Genomic DNA, 17,452 nt, shown 5'->3' with positions numbered 1-17,452 from the left:
CACCAACAGCGACGATTCAGGTTCACACCAACAACAATGAGGTGATCACGATGTCTCGAAACTCCCTGCCCAGTAAGGGCATGCTGATCTATTTTGGGGTCTGCACGCTGGCCATGGTGTGGCCGGGCGCGCTCATCGCCAACCGCATCGAGCCCATGATTCTGGGGCTGCCCTTCTTCATCTTCTGGTACGTTGCCTGGGTCTTCGTGCTGTTCATCGGTCTGGTGATCGCCTACCGCCAGGAAAGCGGCGAGGAGGTGGACGATGAGTGATTCCGTCATCATCACCGGGCTGACGCTGGGCTATCTGCTACTGGTCCTGATCGTCGGGCTGCGCGCCAACGCTGGCCAGAGTTCTTCTCTCGAGGGCTATGTCGCCGGCGGCCGCCACGTCGGGCTGCTGGTGCTGTTCTTCATCCTCGGCGCGGAGATCTTCTCCGCCTTCGCTTTCCTCGGCGCCCCGGGCTGGGCTTACGGCAAAGGCGTACCGGCCCTCTATATCATTGCCTACCTGACCCTGGCGGTGATCGTGTGGTGGCTCATCGCGCCCTATATCTCGCGGCTCGGGCGTCGCCACGGTTTTCTGACCCAGGCCGAATTTCTCGCCGCCTGCTATCCCACCCGCGGCAACCTGCTGGGGCTGTTCATCGGCATCATCAGCGTGCTGGCGATGATCCCCTACCTGACCATCCAGATCGCCGGCGCGGGGATGCTGTTCGAAGCCGCCACCTCGGGCATCGTCCCCTTCTGGCTGGGTAGCCTGCTGGCCTGCGGCGTGGTCGCCGCCTATGTCTACGCCAGTGGCCTGCACGGCATCGGCTGGACCAACCTGCTCCAGGGCGTGATGATGGTCTTCATCGCCTGGTTCCTGGGCCTGGCCACAGCCGATCAGTTCTTCGGCGGCGTCGGCGAGATGTTCCGTCAGATCCAGCAAGAGGCGCCGGAGTATCTGACCATGCCGGGCGCCCAGGGCATGGGCTGGGGGGCCTTCTCCACCGCGATCCTGGTGAGCGCACTGGGCTGCGTGATGTGGCCGCATATCTTCATGAAGTTCTACAGCGCACGCAGCGAGCGCACGCTCAAGCGGGTCTTCGTGCTCTATCCGCTCTACAGCTATCTGCTGATTCCGCTGCTGTTCGTCGGCTTCGCGGGGATCGTGGTGCTCGCCGACCAACCGCTCGACTCGCCCGACGAAGTACTGCTGACACTGGTGGTGAAGATGGCCGACTTCCCCGCCTGGCTGATCGGCCTGGCGCTCTCCGGGGCGCTCGCCGCCGCCATGTCGACGGCGGCCAACCTGGCGCACACCTCGGCGACGATCCTGGTCCGCGATATCGGCCAGAACCTGCCCATCGGCCGCAACCTCCCCGAGGCGCGCGTGCTGAAGCTGACCCGTGGCGGCGTGATCGTCATCTCGCTGGCGGCCTATCTGCTGGCGCTGGCCAATCCCGCCTCGCTGGTGTCGCTGCTGCTCGGAGCCTACGGCATCGTGGTGCAGCTTCTGCCCATGCTGCTGGGCGCCCTGTTCTGGCGTCGCGCCTCTCGCGCTGCGGCCTTCATCGGCTTGGGGGTCGGCGCCGCAGTCACGCTGTACTACCAGTTCCTCGGCGGCTCCCCGTTCGGCTGGCATCCCGGCTTCTGTGGTCTGATCGTCAATTCAGCGCTGTTCGTCGCGGTCAGTTTCGCCACCAAGCGCCAGGAGACACGCTCGCCGGCGGACGCCCTCTCTCCACGCTAAACCTGCGCTAATCTTGCACTACGCCGACCCGACGCCTGCGACGGGTCGGCGTAGTGCGTCCTGCGGTCACGCCGATGGTGGCGCCTCACGCTCGGGTAGCGGCGTCTGCGACAGGCACGCCTCGAGCTCTTCCAGAAAGCTCTCCAGTACCAGATTGGGCGGGCGCCCCTTGCGGGTGATGGCATAGTAGCGAGTGGAATATTCGTAGCGGGTGGAATATTCGTAACGAGTAGCGTGCTCGGAAGTGTCCGGAACGAGGCGCCGCATGCGCCCGTGATCGCTCCAACGCTGGGCGTAGTGGGTAGGCAGAAAGCCGATATAGCTGCCGGTAAGCACCAGAAAGGCGACCCCCTCGCGATCAGTGGCCGAGGCCATCGGCTTGAGCGCTTCGTGCACGCGCTTGATCTCGGGCGTCTGGGCGTAGGAGGGCACCACCGCGTCGTGGCCGGCGATCTGATCCACGCTCGGCGCCTCGCATGCGAACAGCGGGTGTCGGTCGCTGCAGTAGAGCGCCGACCGCTCTTCGTACAGCGCCAGGTAGTCGAGCCCCGGCACGCGCTTGAGCTCCGGCACCACGCCTGCGTGCAAGCTGCCGCCGAGCACCGCCATCTCGATGTCGTTGGGCGGCGCCATGCGAATATTGATGTGCACGTTATCGCCGCGCGCCTTGAGGGCGCGCAGTGCCTCGGTCACCTGCATGTCGGGCAGCGTGACCAGATTGTCGGTGATACCGATGTTGAGCTCGCCGGTCAGGCGCGAGTGCAGGCCGTTGACCCGGGTACGGAAGTCTTCCACCGCGGCCAGCAACTGCATCGTGGCCTCGTATACGTCGTGACCTTCGCTGGTCAGCCGGAAGCCGCTGCGTCCACGCTGGCATAGGCGCATCGACAGCCGTGTCTCCAGATCGCTCATCGCCATGCTGATCGCCGCGCGGCTGATATTGAGCTCGACCTCCGCCGACGAGAAGCCGCCGCACTCCACCACCTTGCGGAAGATCCGCAGCAGGCGCAGGTCGACGTCGCCCAGTTGCCCCATCAGTGTGATTCTGCGCTGGCTCATGCCTCCCCCTCCTTTGTTCTTCTTCCCCAGCCCTGCATCCCGCCGCCGTTGCATCGATGCCGACGCACAGAAGGTTAACCAAACGCTTTAGTGACCTTAAGCATACCGGGATTGCTTGACGCTCTGCTCCTGCCGCAGGCTACTTCACAGCACATTTTTTCGTCCCGTGCGGCCACCGTGCCCGCTAGCCGCACGCCGACCCATTGAGGAAGTGCTGAATAAATCGCCGAACGAGATGAAGGACAAGGCGCACGGAACGCAGAAGACGAGACATAACATGGGGTTAGGCGAGTCTTCGAGTACCGCGCAACGTAGTCATTCGCTCGTGCAGGCATTTATGCAGCGTTTCCTTGACTCACGCCTCGGAGACGCTAACCCATGTCTGCCCCTATCACGCATTTCATCGATGGCCAGCGCGTCGCGCTGAATTCGACCCGCACCAGCCCGGTGTTCAATCCTTCCACTGGCGCCCAGTCCGGGGAGGTGCTGCTGGCCTCTCGCGATGACGTCGAATACGCCATCAACGCCGCCAGCCGCGCCTTCCAGAGCTGGTCGACGCTCTCACCGCTGAAGCGTTCGCGCATCCTGTTCAACTACAAGACGCTGCTGGAGCAGCACAGCGACGAGCTGGCGCGGCTGATCTCCCAGGAACACGGCAAGGTCTTCTCCGATGCCAAGGGCGAACTGACCCGCGGCCTGGAAGTGGTCGAGTTCGCCTGCGGCATGCCGCATCTGCAGAAGGGCGAGCACTCGCTCAATGTCGGCCCCGGCATCGACTCCTTCTCGCTGATGCAGCCGCTCGGGGTGTGCGCCGGCATCACCCCGTTCAACTTCCCGGCCATGGTGCCGCTGTGGATGTTCCCGATCGCCATCGCCGCCGGTAACACCTTCATACTCAAGCCGTCGGAGAAGGACCCTTCCTCGACCCTGCGCATCGCCGAGCTTTTCAGTGAAGCGGGGCTGCCGGACGGTGTGCTCAATGTGGTCAACGGCGACAAGGAGGCGGTCGACACCCTGCTCACCGACCCGCGCGTGCAGGCGGTGAGTTTCGTCGGCTCGACCCCGATCGCCGAGTACGTCTACGCCACCGCTTCCGCCCACGGCAAGCGCGTGCAAGCCCTCGGCGGGGCCAAGAACCATATGGTGGTCATGCCCGATGCCGATCTCGACCAGGCCGCGGACGCGCTGATGGGCGCCGCCTACGGCAGTGCCGGCGAGCGCTGCATGGCGATCTCGGTGGCGATGCCGGTGGGTGACGAGACCGCCGAGAAGCTGCGCGAGAAGCTGCTGTCACGCCTGGACGAGCTGCGCGTGGGCGCGAGTATCACCGACGGCCCGGACCATGACATGGGCCCGCTGGTCTCCCGCGCGCATCTGGAGAAAGTGAGCGGCTATATCGAGCAGGGCGTGCAGGAAGGCGCCGAGCTGGTGCGTGATGGCCGCCAGCTTCAGCACGACAGTGACGGTTTCTTCATCGGCGGCACCCTGTTCGACCACGTCAAGCCGGGTATGCGCATCTACGACGAGGAGATCTTCGGCCCGGTACTGGCGATCGCGCGCGCCGAGAGCTTCGATGCCGCGGTCAAGATGGTCAACGACCACGAGTTCGGCAACGGCACCGCCATCTTCACCCGTGACGGCGACAGCGCGCGGCAGTACTGCGAGCAGATCCAGGTCGGCATGGTCGGGGTCAACGTGCCGATCCCGGTGCCCATGGCGTTCCATAGCTTCGGCGGTTGGAAGCGTTCGCTGTTCGGCGCGCTGCACGTGCACGGTGCCGACGGCGTGCGCTTCTACACGCGCATGAAGACGGTCACCGCGCGCTGGCCCTCCGGTCTGCGGGAAGCGACCAATCAGTACACCATGCCCACTCTGTGAGCGCAGCGCCCCGAACACCATGTGACACGACAGGATTCCCCATGCACTCGATCGACAATCAGCAGGTGAAGGCGCTCGACCGCGCCCACGTGTTCCACTCCTGGTCCGCCCAGGGCGCGCTCGATCCGCTGGTGATCAAGAGCGGCGCAGGCTGCCGGCTTTGGGACTACGACGGCCGCGAGTATCTCGACTTCTCCAGCCAGCTGGTCAACACCAATATCGGCCACCAGCACCCGCGGGTGATCGCGGCGATCAAGGCCCAGGCCGACGAGCTGACCACCATCGCCCCCGCCCACGCCAACTGGATGCGCGGGCGCGCTGCCGAGAAGATCCTCAAACGCGCCCCGGCCGGTTTTGCCAAGGTGTTCTTCACCAACGCCGGCGCCGACGCCAACGAGAACGCCATCCGCATGGCGCGGGCGGTCACCGGCCGCGACAAGATTCTTTCCGCCTACCGCTCCTACCACGGCGGCACCGGCTCGGCGATCGCCGCCACCGGGGATTTCCGCCGCGTGCCCAACGAGTATGCGCGTGGCCATGTGCACTTCTTCAACCCCTGGCTCTATCGCAGCGAGTTCTGGGCCGGCAACGAGGAGGAGGAGTGCCAGCGCGCGCTGCACACCTGCGCCGGGTGATCGAGTGCGAGGGGCCGGCGAGCATCGCCGGGCTGCTGCTCGAGACCATCCCGGGCACCGCCGGCGTGCTGGTGCCACCGCCGGGCTATCTGGCCGGCGTGCGTGCGCTGGCCGACGAGTTCGGCCTGGTGCTGATCTTCGACGAGGTGATGGCCGGCTTCGGCCGCACCGGCGCCTGGCTGGCGCTGGACCACTTCGGCGTGGTGCCGGACCTGATCACCTTCGCCAAGGGGGTCAACTCCGGCTACGTGCCCGCCGGGGGGTGATCGTCAACCAGCGCATCGCCCACCACTTCGACGACGAGATGTTCTACGGCGGCCTGACCTACTCCGGCCATCCGCTGGCCATGGCGGCAATCTGCGCCACCCTGGAGACGATGCAGGAAGAGGGTATCGTCGACAACGCCCGCCAGATCGGCGAGACGGTGCTCAGCCCCGGCCTCGCCCGCCTGGCCCAGCGCCATGCCCATGTCGGCGAAGTGCGCGGCCTGGGGGTGTTCCACGCCATCGAGCTGGTCGAGGATCGCGACAGCCGCACGCCGCTGGCGGCGGCCAAGGTCGGCAAGCTCAAGCAAGCGATGATGGAGCATGGCCTGCTGGCATTCGTGGTCGCCAACCGCATCCATGTGGTGCCGCCGTGCATCGTCACCGCCGATGAGGCCGAACAGGGGCTGGCGATCATCGACGAGGCACTGGGTACACTGGGCTGAGAGGCGGCCGGATCGAACACCGGCCAGACCCGGCGGGCGTGGCGTCTATATCGGGGTAACGTCTATAGCGACATAACGCCCAAGACGACGCGCCCGCCGCCACTCGCCCTATTCGGAAGGAGTTCCCCATGCAGATCGCCGCCTGGCAGGCACTGAGTACGCACGGCGATATCGCCACCAATCTTGCGCGGCTGGACGAGAGCGCCCGTCGCGCCGCCGCGGAAGGCGCGGCGCTGTTGATCACCCCGGAGATGTTCCTGACCGGCTATGTCCTCGGCGACGACACCCGGCCGCTAGCGCAGGCGGCACCGCTGGAGCGCGCACGCGAGATCGCCGCACGCCACGCCATCGGGCTGGTGGTGGGCGGGCCGGAGACCGATGCCGGCGCTTGCTACAACGCCGCTCACCTGATCGGTGCCGACGGCCAGGTGCTCGCGCGTTACCACAAGGCGCACCTGTTCGGTGATGTCGACCGCGATCAGTTCACCGCCGGCGACCGCGCCACCTGTGTGGCGGACTATCACGGCGTGCGCATCGCCCTGATGATCTGTTACGACGTGGAGTTCCCGGAGAGCGTGCGCGCCGCCGCGCGCCAGGGCGCTGAACTGATCTGCGTGCCCACCGCTCAGATGCAACCGTTCGCCCACGTCAACCGGCGGCTCATCCCCACCCGAGCCTGGGAGAGCCAGGTCTATGTGGCCTATACCAACCAGCACGGCCGCGAGGCAGCGTTCGACTACGTCGGCCACAGCCTGATCGTAGCACCGAACGGCGAGCCCCTCGCCGAGGCGCCCAGCGCCGGCGAGGCACTCATCCACGCCGAGATCGACCCCGCCGTCGTCGCCGCGGGCCGCGCTGCCAACCCCTATCTCGATGATCTGCGCCGGGAGCTTTTCATTAGCTAGACAGCCTTATCGCGACACCCCGTATTTCCAACCAAAAACAACGAGGAAATCGTCCCATGGACAACACCACTCCTGCGGACCCGACGCGCCTTCACGGCAGTCTGGGTACCGGCAGCATCGTCTTCATGGTCATCGCCGCCGCGGCACCGCTCACGGTGATCGGCGGCAATGCACCGATCGCCCTGGCCTCCGGCAACGGTGCCGGTGCCCCGGTGGGCTTTCTCATCGCCTCGCTGGTGATGCTGATCTTCTCGGTCGGTTTCGTGGCGATGACGCCTCACGTCAAGGAGGCCGGCGCCTTCTTCTCCTATGTGACTCTCGGGCTGGGTCGGCGCCTGGGCCTGGGCACCGCCTTCATGGCGTTGGTCGCCTACACCGCCATCCAGGCCGGCGTCTACGGTTACATGGGCTGGGCGGTCGGCGACTTCGTCCGCCACAGCGGCGGCCCCGCCCTCCCCTGGTGGATCTACTCGCTGCTCACCGTCGCCATCGTCGCTTATCTCGGCTATCGCCATATCGAACTCAGCGCCAAGGTGCTGGGGGTGGCGCTGGTGCTGGAGATCGCCGTGGTGGTGATCATGAACCTGACCATCTTCGCCGACGGCGGCGCCCACGGCATCGAGTTCTCCTCCTTCACGCCGAGTGCCGCGCTCACCAGTGGTCTTGGCGTGGCGGTGCTATTCGCGCTCACCGGTTTCATCGGCTTCGAGGCCACGGCGGTGTTTCGTGACGAGGCCCGCCAACCAGCGCGCACCATCCCCCGGGCGACCTATCTCGCGGTGCTGATCATCGGCGTGTTCTACACCCTCTCGGTATGGGCCCTGGTGGTCGCCAACGGCGCAGGTGAGGTCGCCGGCATCGCCCAGAAGACCCTGGATGGCGACGCCAACCTGCTGCTCGATACCGCCGAACGCTATACCGGCGGCGTGATGCGCGACCTGATGCAGGTGTTGCTGCTCACCAGCCTCTTCGCTGCTGCTGAGCTTCCACAATGTGCTCGCCCGCTATCAGTTCACCCTGGCGCGCCAGGGCACGCTGCCGGCGGCTGGCGCGCATTCACCCGCGTCATCGCGCGCCTCCTACGCCTCGCTGGTGCAGACGCTCACCGCACTGGCGCTGATGCTGCTGTGTCTGGCGCTGGGCCTGGACCCGCTGACGCAGGTCTTCGGCTACATGGCGGGCATTGCCACCGTGGGTATGATCGGCCTGATGCTGCTGACCACCCTGGCTTCGCTGGCGTTCTTCCGGCGTCATCCGGAACTCGCCGGGCAGCGCCACTGGCAGACGCGGATCGCGCCGAGTCTTGCCACCGTGCTGCTGCTCGCCAGCCTGGCGCTGGTGCTCTCCAACTTCACCCTGGTGACCGGTGGCAGCATCGGCATCAGCGCCCTGCTGGCCCTGATTCCACTGCTCGCCCTGCTGACGGGGGCGCTGTTCGGCCGTACCCGTGCGATGGCCGGCGACGCGCCGCTCTCGCCGCCCGGCGCCGGGGCTTATTGACCGCGTATCCTCTGCGGATCGCCTCGCTCAGAGGCGCGGACTCTCGCTCAGAGGGTGTTTACAAATTCGACGAGCGAAGGCGAGACAAGGCGAAATCGGCCGAAAAGACGGAGTTTACGTGGTGTAAATGAGTACTTTGAGATCGATTTCAACGCCGTATCGTCGAGCGCAGGCATTTTGTAAACACCCCTCTCAGGTGGTCTCACCGACCCTGAGCGACAGTGCGAGTTTTTCGCGCTGTCGATAGAGGATGGGTTCCCCCGCGCAGCGGTAGCGGATGATCTCTCCGGTCATGGCGCCCATGGCGTGCCGCGAGGTGTGGATCGTGGTCAGCCGCGGGCGCACGAACTTGCCCATGTCGAGCCCGTTGAAACCCGCCAGCGCGATCTCGTCGGGTACGCCGATGCCCTGCTCCTGGCACCAGTAGAGTGCGCCCAGAGCGAGATCGTCATTGGCGAGAAAGACCGCGTCGACATCGGGATGGCGCTCGCGCAGTGCCGCCATTCCCAGCGCACCGGTTTCCAGGGACGACGGCTCGTCGCGGATCACCACGCGCGTCAGCGCTCGCCCGGCTGACGCCAGTGCCGCCTCGAAGCCCTGGCGACGCTTGCGTGAGCGCATCGGGCGCTCACCCCAGGCGCCGATATAGCCGATATGGGTGTAGCCGCGCGCAAGAAAGTGGCGCGCCATGATAGCGCCGGCTTCCACCTGTGAGATGCCCACGGCGACATCGATCGGCTCGCCGTCGGTGTCCATCACTTCGATGATCGGCCCACGAAAGTCGGCCAGCAGTTCCCGCGTGCGCGCCGAGTGCTCGACCCCACTGAGGACCACCGCCGCCGGGTTCCAAGAGAGCATGTCGCTGAGGACCTGCGCCTCCTCGTCCGCGTCGTACTGGGTCATGCCCAGCACCACTCTGAGATCGCTCCCGCGCAGTCCCGCATGAATCCCGTCGACCAGTTGGGAAAAGACCTGGTGGCTGATCGACGGCACCAGCACCGCCACCAGCTCACTGACCGCACCCCGTAGCGACCCGGCCGCGCGGTTGCGCCGGTAGCCCAGCGCCCTGGCAGCGTCGAGCACCTTGCGCCGCAGAGGCTCGGCCATGCCGGGCTCGCCACGCAGCGCCCGCGAGGCGGAAATCACGCTGACCCCGCTGGCCGCCGCTACGTCCTTGAGCGTCGGGCGGCGCGTTTTGCTCTGCATAAGCCTCTGTCTCCACGGGTGATAACCCAAAGTCTAACTAGGGCACCATTGACGATGTTAACGAACTGAGACAACGTTACCATCAAGTGAAACAATTACAACGGTGACCCCTATGCCCCGCTTCCCCGGTCTCATCCACTGCCTTGCCACCGTCTCCGTCGCCCTTGGCATGAGCGCGCCGACGATGGCGGCAGACTTTCCCAGCAAGCCGGTCAACATCGTCGTGCCGTTCAACGCCGGCGGGAGCCACGATCTGCTAATGCGAGCCTTCGCACCGGCCTTTGCCAAGGCGCTGGACGGCAACGTCATCGTCTCCAACATGGCCGGCGGCTCGGGCACGGTCGCTGCCTCGACCCTGGCTCACGACACCCCCGACGGTTACAAGCTCGGCTACTGGTCGGTCACGGTTTCGACCATTCAGCCGCAGATCAAGGACCTGCCCTATGGCGAGGATAGCTGGACACCGATCTGCTCGGTCGCCGCATCGCCGACGCTGCTGTTCGTCAACGCCAAGAGCCCCTTCCACACCATCGATGAGGCGGTGGCCGCGATCAAGGCACAGCCGGGGCGCTATATCTACGGCTCCTCCGGCCCCGGCACCATCACCCAGTTGGCCTCGGTCGCCGCGTTCTCCGGCCTGGGCGTGCTGAAAGACGTTCGCCACCTGCCCTTCCAGGGCTCCGGCCCGGCGCTACAGGGCATGGCCGCCGGCACCATCCAGTTCTACGGCGATACCGAGCTGCTGATGCAGGGCGGCGACTTCCGCCCCCTGCTGACCTTCAGCGACACCCGGCTGGCGGATCTCCCCGATGTGCCCACCGCCCGGGAAGCCGGGATCGAGCCGCCGCTCGACCAGCTCTATCTGTGGGGCGGGCTATTCGCACCCGCCGGCCTGGCGGCAGACAAGCGCGACGCGCTCAGCAAGGCCTGTGGGGCAGCGGTGGCATCACCGGAGCTCCAGGCCTTCGCCGAGCGCACCCGCACGGTATTGCACTATCGCGATGCCGCGGCGTTCGACGCTTTCTACCGCGCCCAGTACAGCGCCAACGCCAAGCTGATCGACGCCGCCGGGCTCTGACAGCGACACCCTGATCGTCCACGGAGGAGGGGGCGCGCATGCTCAAGTCACTCAGTGAGAATCGGCTGATATCGGTAGTGCTCATGGTCTCGAGCGGCGGCCTGCTGGCATCCAGCCTCGCCAGTCCCGGCGCCCCCATCGACCTGGCGTTCAATCCGCAGTTCTTCCCGCGCATCGTGCTGAGCGTGCTGTTCGCGCTCGCCCTGCTCGACCTCGGCATGAGCTTCGCCAAGCGCCAGGAGCGAACGGCCCTGGCCTGGCGCAGGACGCTACCGGGTGGTCGCGCTGCCGCTCTACGTCCTGCTGATCCCGGTCCTGGGCTACTTCATCAGCTCGACCCTCATGGGCATGCTGATACTGGCGGTGATGCGTGCCGGGCGCGTCGCGACGCTGGTCATGCCGACCATTGCCGCCGGCGCGCTGGTGCTGCTGTTCAATCACCTGCTGAGCATGCCGCTACCCACTTCGCCCTTCACCTGGTGGTTCTGAGCGGTGTCTCGCTGACGCGATATCCGCGCGGCGGCTCTCGCGTTTTCATCTCCCTCCACGACACGGAAGACCTACCATGCTCGAGCTGCTGCCCCAGGCCATCGGTCTGATCATGACCCCGGAGGGGTTGATCGCGCTGACCTTCGGTACCCTTCTGGGCATCGTGCTCGGCGCTCTGCCGGGTATCGGCTCCACAGTCGCGGTGGCCATGATCCTGCCGTTCACCCTGACCATGGGCCAGGCGCCGGCCATTCTGCTGCTGCTGGCGATCTATGCCGGCTCGGTCTACGGCGGCTCGGTATCGGCGATCCTGATCAACACCCCGGGCACACCGCAATCGGCGGCCACCTGCCTCGATGGCTATCCCATGGCGCAGCGCGGCGAAGCCGGCAAGGCGCTGGGCTGGGCCACCCAGGCGTCAGTCATCGGCGGGCTGGTCTCGGCCGTGGTGCTGATTCTGGCAGCGCCCCAACTGGCCGCGTTCGCCCTCAATTTCGGCCCGATAGAGACCTTCGCCCTGATCCTGCTGGGGCTGACCTGTATCGTCTCGGTGTCCGAGGGCTCGATGCGCAAAGGGTTGATCGCCGGGGCACTGGGGCTGTTCCTGGCGACCGTGGGTGGCGACCCGATCACCGGCGAGACACGCTTCACCTTCGGGCAATTTCCCCTCATCGCCGGTTTCGATCTGCTGGCCGTGGTGATCGGCGTGTTCGCCGTCTCCGAGGTACTGATTCGCCTCTCCGGCGGTGACGACGGCAGCGCGTCGAGCGTCCAGTTCCGCGGCCTCGTACTGCCGCGGCTGAGAGAGTGGAAAGGCCGGCTCAGCGGCCTGAGCAAGTCGGTGCTGATCGGTAACGTCATCGGTATCCTGCCCGGGACAGGCGCGGCGACCTCAGCGTTCATCTCCTACGCCGAAGCCAAGCGCTCGTCACCGCGCCGCGCGCGCTTCGGCCAGGGCGAGCCGGATGGCGTCATCGCCTCGGAAGCCGCCAACAACGCTGTCACCGGGGGCGCGCTCGTACCCACCATGGCGCTGGGCATTCCAGGTGACGCCGTGACCGCGGTGATGCTGGCAACGCTCACGCTGCACGGGGTCACCCCCGGCATACGGCTGATGGCGGACAATCCGCTGCTGATCGCGGCGATCTTCACCGGTTTCTTCATCATCAACCTGCTGCTGCTACCGCTGGGTGTGCTGTTCGGCAAGATGGCCTCGCCGCTACTGCGCATTCCCGAGGCGTGGATGCTGGTGCTGATCCTGATGCTCAGTTCTCTAGGGGTCTACTTCGTCCGCGGCAACCCGTTCGATCTGATCGTGATGGCAGCGGCCGGCATCGGCGGGTTCCTGCTGCGGCGCCAGGGCTATCCGATGGCACCGCTGGTGATCGGTATGGTGCTGGGGCCAACCCTGGAGATGAGCCTGCGTCAGGGGCTGATCATCACCAACGGCAGCTTCGCCACCCTGTTCATCGGCCACCCCATCGCCATCGGGCTGCTCTGTCTGACGCTGTTGGCACTATCACTACCGCTGATCCGGCACTACCGCTGATCCGGACGATCCGCCAGCGGCGGCAGGGATAGTTCAAGCCCCACCGGCGGTCGCGGCGTCTCGCCCAGGGGGCAGCTAACGCGGCAGCAGCTGCCAGGCGACCTCGACGAAACGCGACACGCCCGCATCGCGGAAGCTGAGCGAGGCGTCGAGCACGTCCTTGCGCGACAGCTCCTCGATTTCATGAGTGTCGGCGTAGTGGCGGTCGATCTCGGCCGGCAGTACCGGAAACGGTGGGCCCTCCTTCTCCGCCGGGTCGTACTCGAAGGTGATCAGCAGCTGCGGCGCGGCGCCGCTCAGCGCGATGAGCTGTCGGGCGTAGGCGTCGCGCATGGTCGGCGGTAGCGCCACCAGCGCAGCGCGGTCATAAACCAGATCGACCGCGCCCAGCGTCGCCGGTGTCAGCGCGAAGATATCGCCCTGAAATACGCTCAGCGCGTCGTGCTGCCAGCGCTGGCCGCTCTCCCACTCGCTCACCGTCGGCTCGACCCCGAGTTCGGCGAACAGCTGCGCCACCGCCAGCTCGCTCAACTCGGCGCCGACCACCGCATACCCCTCACTCAGCAGCCAGCCAATATCCAGGGTCTTGCCGCACAGCGGCAGGAACACCCGCGCCCCTGGGGCGAGCGCATAGCGCGACAAGTGCCGCTTGAGAATGGGATGGACGAAGCTCAGGTGAAAGCCGAGCTGTGCCTGCTCCCAGCGCTGTTGCCAGAATCGATGCTCCACCGGTTCTCTCCCACTTGCTGAGTGATCGACACCAGGCTGTCACTGTGCCGCTGCCTGTCGCCAGCTTAACCCAGTCGAGCCCTGGGTAGAGCACCTAGACCTTGGTGGTATTCGAACGACCCGCCTTGTCTTCCAGTACGTAGCGTCTGCGTTGCCCACGTATCGCGTGACTGGCCGGTTTTTCGAGCGGGGATCACTTGTTAGAGACATTCGGCCAGGGGCTGACGCAAGTTACGCTGACGACAGAGAGCTAACTTATCGATATACGATAACTTTTAACACTTGCCGATAAATCAGCGCTTGGATAGGCTCGAACAGGCAGGTGAATCGCTGAGTCGACATAACAACCCCACAAGACAGGTAGCCTCATGATCGATTACTCACCCACAACCCGAACTCCCTGGCGCTGGCTCTCTCGCCTCTGCCGCCACTGCCTCGTGGCCGCCGCTGCGCTAGGTCTCGCCACGGCAGGTATCAACGCCGCTCAGGCACAGGAGACGCTGATCGCCGGCGCCACCCCCAGCGGTATCCCCTTCACCTTTCTGGATGTCTCCAGCGGCAAGATCACTGGCGCCATGGTCGATCTGATCGAGGCGGTGGGTCAGGACATGGGAGCCCAGGTCGAGATCAAGGAGTCGCCGTTCAATGCGCTGATCCCTTCACTCACCTCGGGCAAGATCGACATCATCTCCGCGGCCATGCTGCGTACCCCCGAGCGCGCCAAGGTCGTCGCCTTCAGCGATGACGTCTACCCCTACGGTGAGGGCGTGATCGTCAAGCGTGACCATCAGGGCGACATTCATACCCTCGACGATCTCAAGGGCCAGGTGGTCGGCGCCCAGGTCGGCACGACCTATGTACGCCAGCTGCAGGCGACCGGGCTGTTTCCCGAGATTCGCAACTACGACACCCTTGCCGACATGATGCGCGACGTCTCCCTGGGTCGCATCGTGGCGGGCATCGGTGACGCACCGGTGATGGCTTACCAGCTCAAGCAGGGCCGCTTCGCCGATCTCAAGCTGTCTCCCGACTACCAGCAGCAGATGGTGGGCGAGCTCGCGCTGGCCGTGGCCAAGGACAACACCGCCCTGCTCGAGCGCGTCAACGCCTCCCTGGCCAAGCTAAAGGCAAGCGGCAAGCTCGACGCCATCTTCGCCAAGTGGGGGCTGTAGTACGCCCCACCGTGCCACCACCGACACTCAGCCGCTCTCCCACCCTTCCCCGCTGACCGCCGCACGCCGGGCTTCACTGCCCGGCGTGCCCGGCCTCGGCCCAGGAGGACTCTATGGCGTACGCCGATATCGCCGCGTTTTTCCCGATCCTGCTCAAGGGCGCCGTAGTCACGGTGCAGATCACCCTGGGCGCCCTGCTGCTCAGTACCTTTCTGGGCCTGCTGCTGGCGCTGATGAAGCGCTCCCCGTTCGCGCCGATATCGGCGCTGGCCAGCACCTTCATCAACGTGATCCGCGGCCTGCCGATCATCGTGCAACTGTTCTACATCTATTTCGTCATTCCCGAGCTAGGCATCGATCTGAGCGCTTTCCAGGCCAGCATCATCGGCCTGGGGATCGCCTATAGCGCCTACCAGGCAGAGAACTTCCGCGCCGGCATCGAGGCGGTCGACTCGGGCCAGATCGAGGCAGCCAAGTCCATCGGCATGAAGAGCGCCCTGATCATGCGCCGCGTGGTGCTGCCCCAGGCGGTGCGCATCGCCCTGCCTCCCTACGGCAACACCGCGGTCATGATTCTCAAGGACTCCTCGCTCGCCTCGACCATCACGGTGGCGGAGATGACCCGGGCCGGGCAGTTGATCGCCGCTTCGACGTTCCAGAACACCACCGTCTACACCATGGTGGCACTGATGTACCTGGCGCTCAGCCTGCCGCTGATCTTCGGCGTCAATCGCCTGGAGCGTTTCTTCAGCAAGTCGCGACAGGGAGCCGACCAATGATCGCCATCGACCATATCCACAAGGCCTTCGGTGCGACCCAGGTGCTCAAGGGCGTCAGCCTCGAGGTCGCCGCCGGCGAAGTGGTCTGTCTCATCGGTCCTTCCGGCTCGGGCAAGTCCACCGTGCTGCGCTGCATCAACGGTCTAGAGAGTTACGATAGAGGCGCGATCACCATCCACGGGCAGACGGTGGATGTCAGGCGCAGCGATATCCACGCGCTGCGCACCCGGGTCGGCATGGTGTTTCAGCGCTTCAATCTCTTTCCCCACCGCACGGTGCTCGAGAACGTGATGGAGGGCCCTGTCTTCGTCAAGGGCGAGTCGCGGGCCGAAGCGCGCCAGCACGCTCAGGCGCTGCTCGAAAAGGTCGGCCTGGCCGAGAAACAGGCGGCCTACCCGACCCAGCTCTCCGGCGGCCAGCAGCAGCGGGTGGCGATCGCCCGGGCGGCGCATGCGTCCGGAGGCGATCCTGTTCGACGAGCCCACCTCCGCGCTCGACCCGGAGCTGGTGGGCGATGTGCTGACGGTGATGCGCGACCTGGCGGCGGAGGGCATGACCATGGTCGTGGTCACCCACGAGATGAGTTTCGCCAAGGAGGTGGCCGACCGGGTCTGCTTTCTCTACGGCGGCCAGATCGTCGAGGAGGGGCCGGCGTCGCGCGTGCTCAGCGAGCCACAGAACGCGCGTACGCAGGATTTCCTGCGCCGCGTGCTCGACCACTGAACAGGAGGCGCGCGATGCCCACGTCACAGCCGATGCTGCGCTCGCTCTGGTCCGACAGCCAACCGCCGGCTGCGTCGCTACCCGCACTCGAAGGTACATGCCGCAGCGACGTGCTGATTGTCGGCGGCGGCTTCACCGGGGTCGCCGCGGCGCTGGCGTTGGCCGAACGCGGCATCTCGACCCGCCTGCTGGAGGCCGACACGATCGGCTGGGGCGCCTCGGGACGCAACGGCGGCCAGGTCATCCCGGGGCTCAAGTACGACCCCGACCAACTGATCGAACGCTATGGTCAGGAGCGCGGCGAACGCCTGATCGATACCAGCAGCCGCAATGCCGACGTGGTCTTCGCGCTCATCCAGCGCCACGCCATCGAGTGCGACGCCCAACGCCACGGCTGGCTGCAGCCCGCGGCCACCCAAGCTGGCATCCAGCGGATCGAGAGCCGCGCCGCACAGTGGGCCGCGCGTGGCGTCGAGGTCGAGTGGCTGACGCGAGAGGCCTGCGCCGAGCGCCTCGGCACCGCGGCCTATCTGGCCGGCTGGCGCGACCCGCGTGCGGGTAGCCTCAATCCCTTGGCCTTCGTGCGCGGCCTGGCCCGGGCGGCGAGCGCCGCGGGAGCACAGCTCCACGAGGGCTCGGCGGTGACCGGGCTGGCCCGTCAGGCCGAGGGCTGGCGAGCGACCACCGCCCATGGCGAGGTGGTGGCCGAGCACGTGCTGCTGTGCACCAACGGCTATACCGACACCCTGCAGCCGGGTCTGGCGCGCAGCCTGATCGCCGCCAACAGTTTTCAGATCGCCACCCGGCCGCTGAGCGCAGAGGAAGGCGCGACCATTCTGCCCCGAGGAGAGGTCGCCTCGGACGCGCGCAAGCTGCTGTTCTACTTTCGCCGCGACGCCGCCGGTCGACTGCTGTTCGGCGGGCGTGGACCCTTTCATGATCCCCGTGACCCCACCGATTTCCGCCATCTGATCAGCGGCATGACCAGGCTCTATCCGGCGCTGAAGGGCGTCGAGATCGACTATGCCTGGGGCGGGCGGGTGGCGCTGACCCAGGACGCCATGCCGCACGTGCACGAACCTGCCCCCGGCTTGCACGTGGCGCTGGGTTACAACGGCCGCGGGGTGGGAATGGGCACCCATCTGGGCAGCCTGATCGGCCGCCATCTCGGTACCCAGGCGCTCGCCGACGCTCTGCCGCTACCGCTCACCCCCATCGCGCCGATCCCGCTGCACGGCCTGCAGCGGCTCTACGTCGCGGCGGTGATCCAGTACTATCGGACCCAGGATTGGCTGGAGCGATGA

General features: G+C 66.1%; 17 protein-coding genes and 3 pseudogenes. 17 read left to right on the top strand and 3 right to left on the bottom strand.

Features of this window, described 5'->3' with window-relative positions:
- Positions 1-50: 50 nt before the first annotated feature.
- Entirely contained in the window at positions 51-272 is a 222-nt protein-coding gene (locus tag CN538_RS11935) for a DUF3311 domain-containing protein (protein WP_106419569.1), read from the top strand.
- Complete coding sequence (locus CN538_RS11930; RefSeq protein WP_106419568.1) at positions 265-1,737, top strand: sodium:solute symporter family protein; 1,473 nt, start codon at positions 265-267, stop codon at positions 1,735-1,737. The genes CN538_RS11935 and CN538_RS11930 overlap by 8 nt, the downstream gene beginning before the upstream one ends.
- 66 nt (positions 1,738-1,803) lie before the next feature.
- Here CN538_RS11930 and CN538_RS11925 read toward each other — a convergent pair whose 3' ends face one another.
- Positions 1,804-2,796: a LysR family transcriptional regulator gene (locus CN538_RS11925; RefSeq protein WP_106419567.1), complete on the bottom strand. Its 993-nt coding sequence runs from the start codon at positions 2,794-2,796 to the stop codon at positions 1,804-1,806.
- 378 nt (positions 2,797-3,174) lie between these two features.
- On the opposite strand from CN538_RS11925, the gene CN538_RS11915 reads away from it, so the two are divergent.
- The 7 genes and pseudogenes from CN538_RS11915 (at position 3,175) to CN538_RS22930 (ending at position 8,423) form a co-directional block, all read left to right on the top strand.
- On the top strand, positions 3,175-4,674 hold the full coding sequence (locus CN538_RS11915; RefSeq protein WP_106419566.1) for a CoA-acylating methylmalonate-semialdehyde dehydrogenase: 1,500 nt from the start codon (positions 3,175-3,177) through the stop codon (positions 4,672-4,674).
- Between the two features lie 41 nt (positions 4,675-4,715).
- Positions 4,716-5,309 (top strand): aminotransferase class III-fold pyridoxal phosphate-dependent enzyme, encoded by a 594-nt coding sequence (locus CN538_RS24445; protein ID WP_277985014.1) that lies wholly within the window; start codon positions 4,716-4,718, stop codon positions 5,307-5,309.
- The gene (locus CN538_RS24440) at positions 5,276-5,575 is read left to right on the top strand and encodes an aminotransferase class III-fold pyridoxal phosphate-dependent enzyme (protein ID WP_277985013.1); all 300 of its coding nucleotides are present in this window, start codon (positions 5,276-5,278) and stop codon (positions 5,573-5,575) included. Before CN538_RS24445 ends, CN538_RS24440 begins: the two co-directional genes overlap by 34 nt.
- The gene (locus CN538_RS24435) at positions 5,572-6,018 is read left to right on the top strand and encodes an aminotransferase class III-fold pyridoxal phosphate-dependent enzyme (RefSeq protein WP_277985012.1); all 447 of its coding nucleotides are present in this window, start codon (positions 5,572-5,574) and stop codon (positions 6,016-6,018) included. The genes CN538_RS24440 and CN538_RS24435 overlap by 4 nt, the downstream gene beginning before the upstream one ends.
- Before the next feature lie 128 nt (positions 6,019-6,146).
- On the top strand, positions 6,147-6,923 hold the full coding sequence (locus CN538_RS11905) for a carbon-nitrogen hydrolase family protein (RefSeq protein WP_106419565.1): 777 nt from the start codon (positions 6,147-6,149) through the stop codon (positions 6,921-6,923).
- Positions 6,924-6,979: 56 nt separating this feature from the next.
- Positions 6,980-7,834, top strand: a pseudogene (locus tag CN538_RS26335) (APC family permease); the annotation flags it as partial.
- Between the two features lie 82 nt (positions 7,835-7,916).
- Entirely contained in the window at positions 7,917-8,423 is a 507-nt protein-coding gene (locus tag CN538_RS22930) for a hypothetical protein (protein ID WP_242495037.1), read from the top strand.
- Between the two features lie 192 nt (positions 8,424-8,615).
- On the opposite strand, the gene CN538_RS11895 is transcribed toward CN538_RS22930, so the two are convergent.
- The gene (locus tag CN538_RS11895; RefSeq protein ID WP_106419564.1) at positions 8,616-9,629 is read right to left on the bottom strand and encodes a LacI family DNA-binding transcriptional regulator; all 1,014 of its coding nucleotides are present in this window, start codon (positions 9,627-9,629) and stop codon (positions 8,616-8,618) included.
- A 112-nt stretch (positions 9,630-9,741) separates the two neighbouring features.
- Between CN538_RS11895 and CN538_RS11890 the strand changes: the two genes are divergently transcribed.
- The 3 genes and pseudogenes from CN538_RS11890 to CN538_RS11880 all read left to right on the top strand — a co-directional run bounded on the left by CN538_RS11890 (position 9,742) and on the right by CN538_RS11880 (position 12,745).
- Positions 9,742-10,707, top strand: a complete 966-nt coding sequence (locus CN538_RS11890) for a Bug family tripartite tricarboxylate transporter substrate binding protein (RefSeq protein WP_106419563.1) — start codon at positions 9,742-9,744, stop codon at positions 10,705-10,707.
- 255 nt (positions 10,708-10,962) lie between these two features.
- Positions 10,963-11,196: pseudogene (locus CN538_RS11885) on the top strand (tripartite tricarboxylate transporter TctB family protein); the annotation flags it as partial.
- A gap of 76 nt (positions 11,197-11,272) precedes the next feature.
- A complete protein-coding gene (locus CN538_RS11880; protein ID WP_106419561.1) occupies positions 11,273-12,745 on the top strand; it encodes a tripartite tricarboxylate transporter permease in 1,473 nt (490 codons plus the stop codon).
- Positions 12,746-12,820: 75 nt separating this feature from the next.
- On the opposite strand, the gene tmpT is transcribed toward CN538_RS11880, so the two are convergent.
- Entirely contained in the window at positions 12,821-13,474 is a 654-nt protein-coding gene (tmpT, locus tag CN538_RS11875; RefSeq protein WP_106419560.1) for a thiopurine S-methyltransferase, read from the bottom strand.
- A 368-nt stretch (positions 13,475-13,842) separates the two neighbouring features.
- On the opposite strand from tmpT, the gene CN538_RS11870 reads away from it, so the two are divergent.
- From CN538_RS11870 to CN538_RS11855, 5 genes and pseudogenes are all read left to right on the top strand, one after another.
- Positions 13,843-14,646, top strand: coding sequence for an ABC transporter substrate-binding protein (locus CN538_RS11870; RefSeq protein WP_106419559.1), 804 nt, complete (start codon positions 13,843-13,845; stop codon positions 14,644-14,646).
- 113 nt (positions 14,647-14,759) lie between these two features.
- A complete protein-coding gene (locus CN538_RS11865) occupies positions 14,760-15,425 on the top strand; it encodes an amino acid ABC transporter permease (protein ID WP_106419558.1) in 666 nt (221 codons plus the stop codon).
- Positions 15,422-15,814: pseudogene (locus tag CN538_RS26730) on the top strand (amino acid ABC transporter ATP-binding protein); the annotation flags it as partial. The gene CN538_RS11865 and the pseudogene CN538_RS26730, both read left to right, overlap by 4 nt.
- 61 nt (positions 15,815-15,875) lie before the next feature.
- On the top strand, positions 15,876-16,148 hold the full coding sequence (locus CN538_RS26725) for a hypothetical protein (RefSeq protein ID WP_340638367.1): 273 nt from the start codon (positions 15,876-15,878) through the stop codon (positions 16,146-16,148).
- Between the two features lie 14 nt (positions 16,149-16,162).
- Entirely contained in the window at positions 16,163-17,452 is a 1,290-nt protein-coding gene (locus tag CN538_RS11855) for an NAD(P)/FAD-dependent oxidoreductase (RefSeq protein WP_106419557.1), read from the top strand.

This window comes from Salinicola tamaricis (assembly GCF_003006155.1).
GTDB lineage: Bacteria > Pseudomonadota > Gammaproteobacteria > Pseudomonadales > Halomonadaceae > Salinicola > Salinicola tamaricis.
The sequence above is the reverse complement of the archived record's forward strand: the minus strand, read 5'-3'. Positions and strand labels throughout refer to the sequence as shown.

Bases quoted from the DNA above. Each gene is read 5' to 3' on its own strand.
- CN538_RS11935 (WP_106419569.1), top strand. From the start codon at position 51: ATGTCTCGAAACTCCCTGCCCAGTAAGGGCATGCTGATCTATTTTGGG.
- CN538_RS11930 (WP_106419568.1), top strand. From the start codon at position 265: ATGAGTGATTCCGTCATCATCACCGGGCTGACGCTGGGCTATCTGCTA.
- CN538_RS11925 (WP_106419567.1), bottom strand. From the start codon at position 2,796: ATGAGCCAGCGCAGAATCACACTGATGGGGCAACTGGGCGACGTCGAC.
- CN538_RS11915 (WP_106419566.1), top strand. From the start codon at position 3,175: ATGTCTGCCCCTATCACGCATTTCATCGATGGCCAGCGCGTCGCGCTG.
- CN538_RS24445 (WP_277985014.1), top strand. From the start codon at position 4,716: ATGCACTCGATCGACAATCAGCAGGTGAAGGCGCTCGACCGCGCCCAC.
- CN538_RS11905 (WP_106419565.1), top strand. From the start codon at position 6,147: ATGCAGATCGCCGCCTGGCAGGCACTGAGTACGCACGGCGATATCGCC.
- CN538_RS11895 (WP_106419564.1), bottom strand. From the start codon at position 9,629: ATGCAGAGCAAAACGCGCCGCCCGACGCTCAAGGACGTAGCGGCGGCC.
- CN538_RS11890 (WP_106419563.1), top strand. From the start codon at position 9,742: ATGCCCCGCTTCCCCGGTCTCATCCACTGCCTTGCCACCGTCTCCGTC.
- CN538_RS11880 (WP_106419561.1), top strand. From the start codon at position 11,273: ATGCTCGAGCTGCTGCCCCAGGCCATCGGTCTGATCATGACCCCGGAG.
- CN538_RS11870 (WP_106419559.1), top strand. From the start codon at position 13,843: ATGATCGATTACTCACCCACAACCCGAACTCCCTGGCGCTGGCTCTCT.
- CN538_RS11865 (WP_106419558.1), top strand. From the start codon at position 14,760: ATGGCGTACGCCGATATCGCCGCGTTTTTCCCGATCCTGCTCAAGGGC.
- CN538_RS26725 (WP_340638367.1), top strand. From the start codon at position 15,876: ATGCGTCCGGAGGCGATCCTGTTCGACGAGCCCACCTCCGCGCTCGAC.
- CN538_RS11855 (WP_106419557.1), top strand. From the start codon at position 16,163: ATGCCCACGTCACAGCCGATGCTGCGCTCGCTCTGGTCCGACAGCCAA.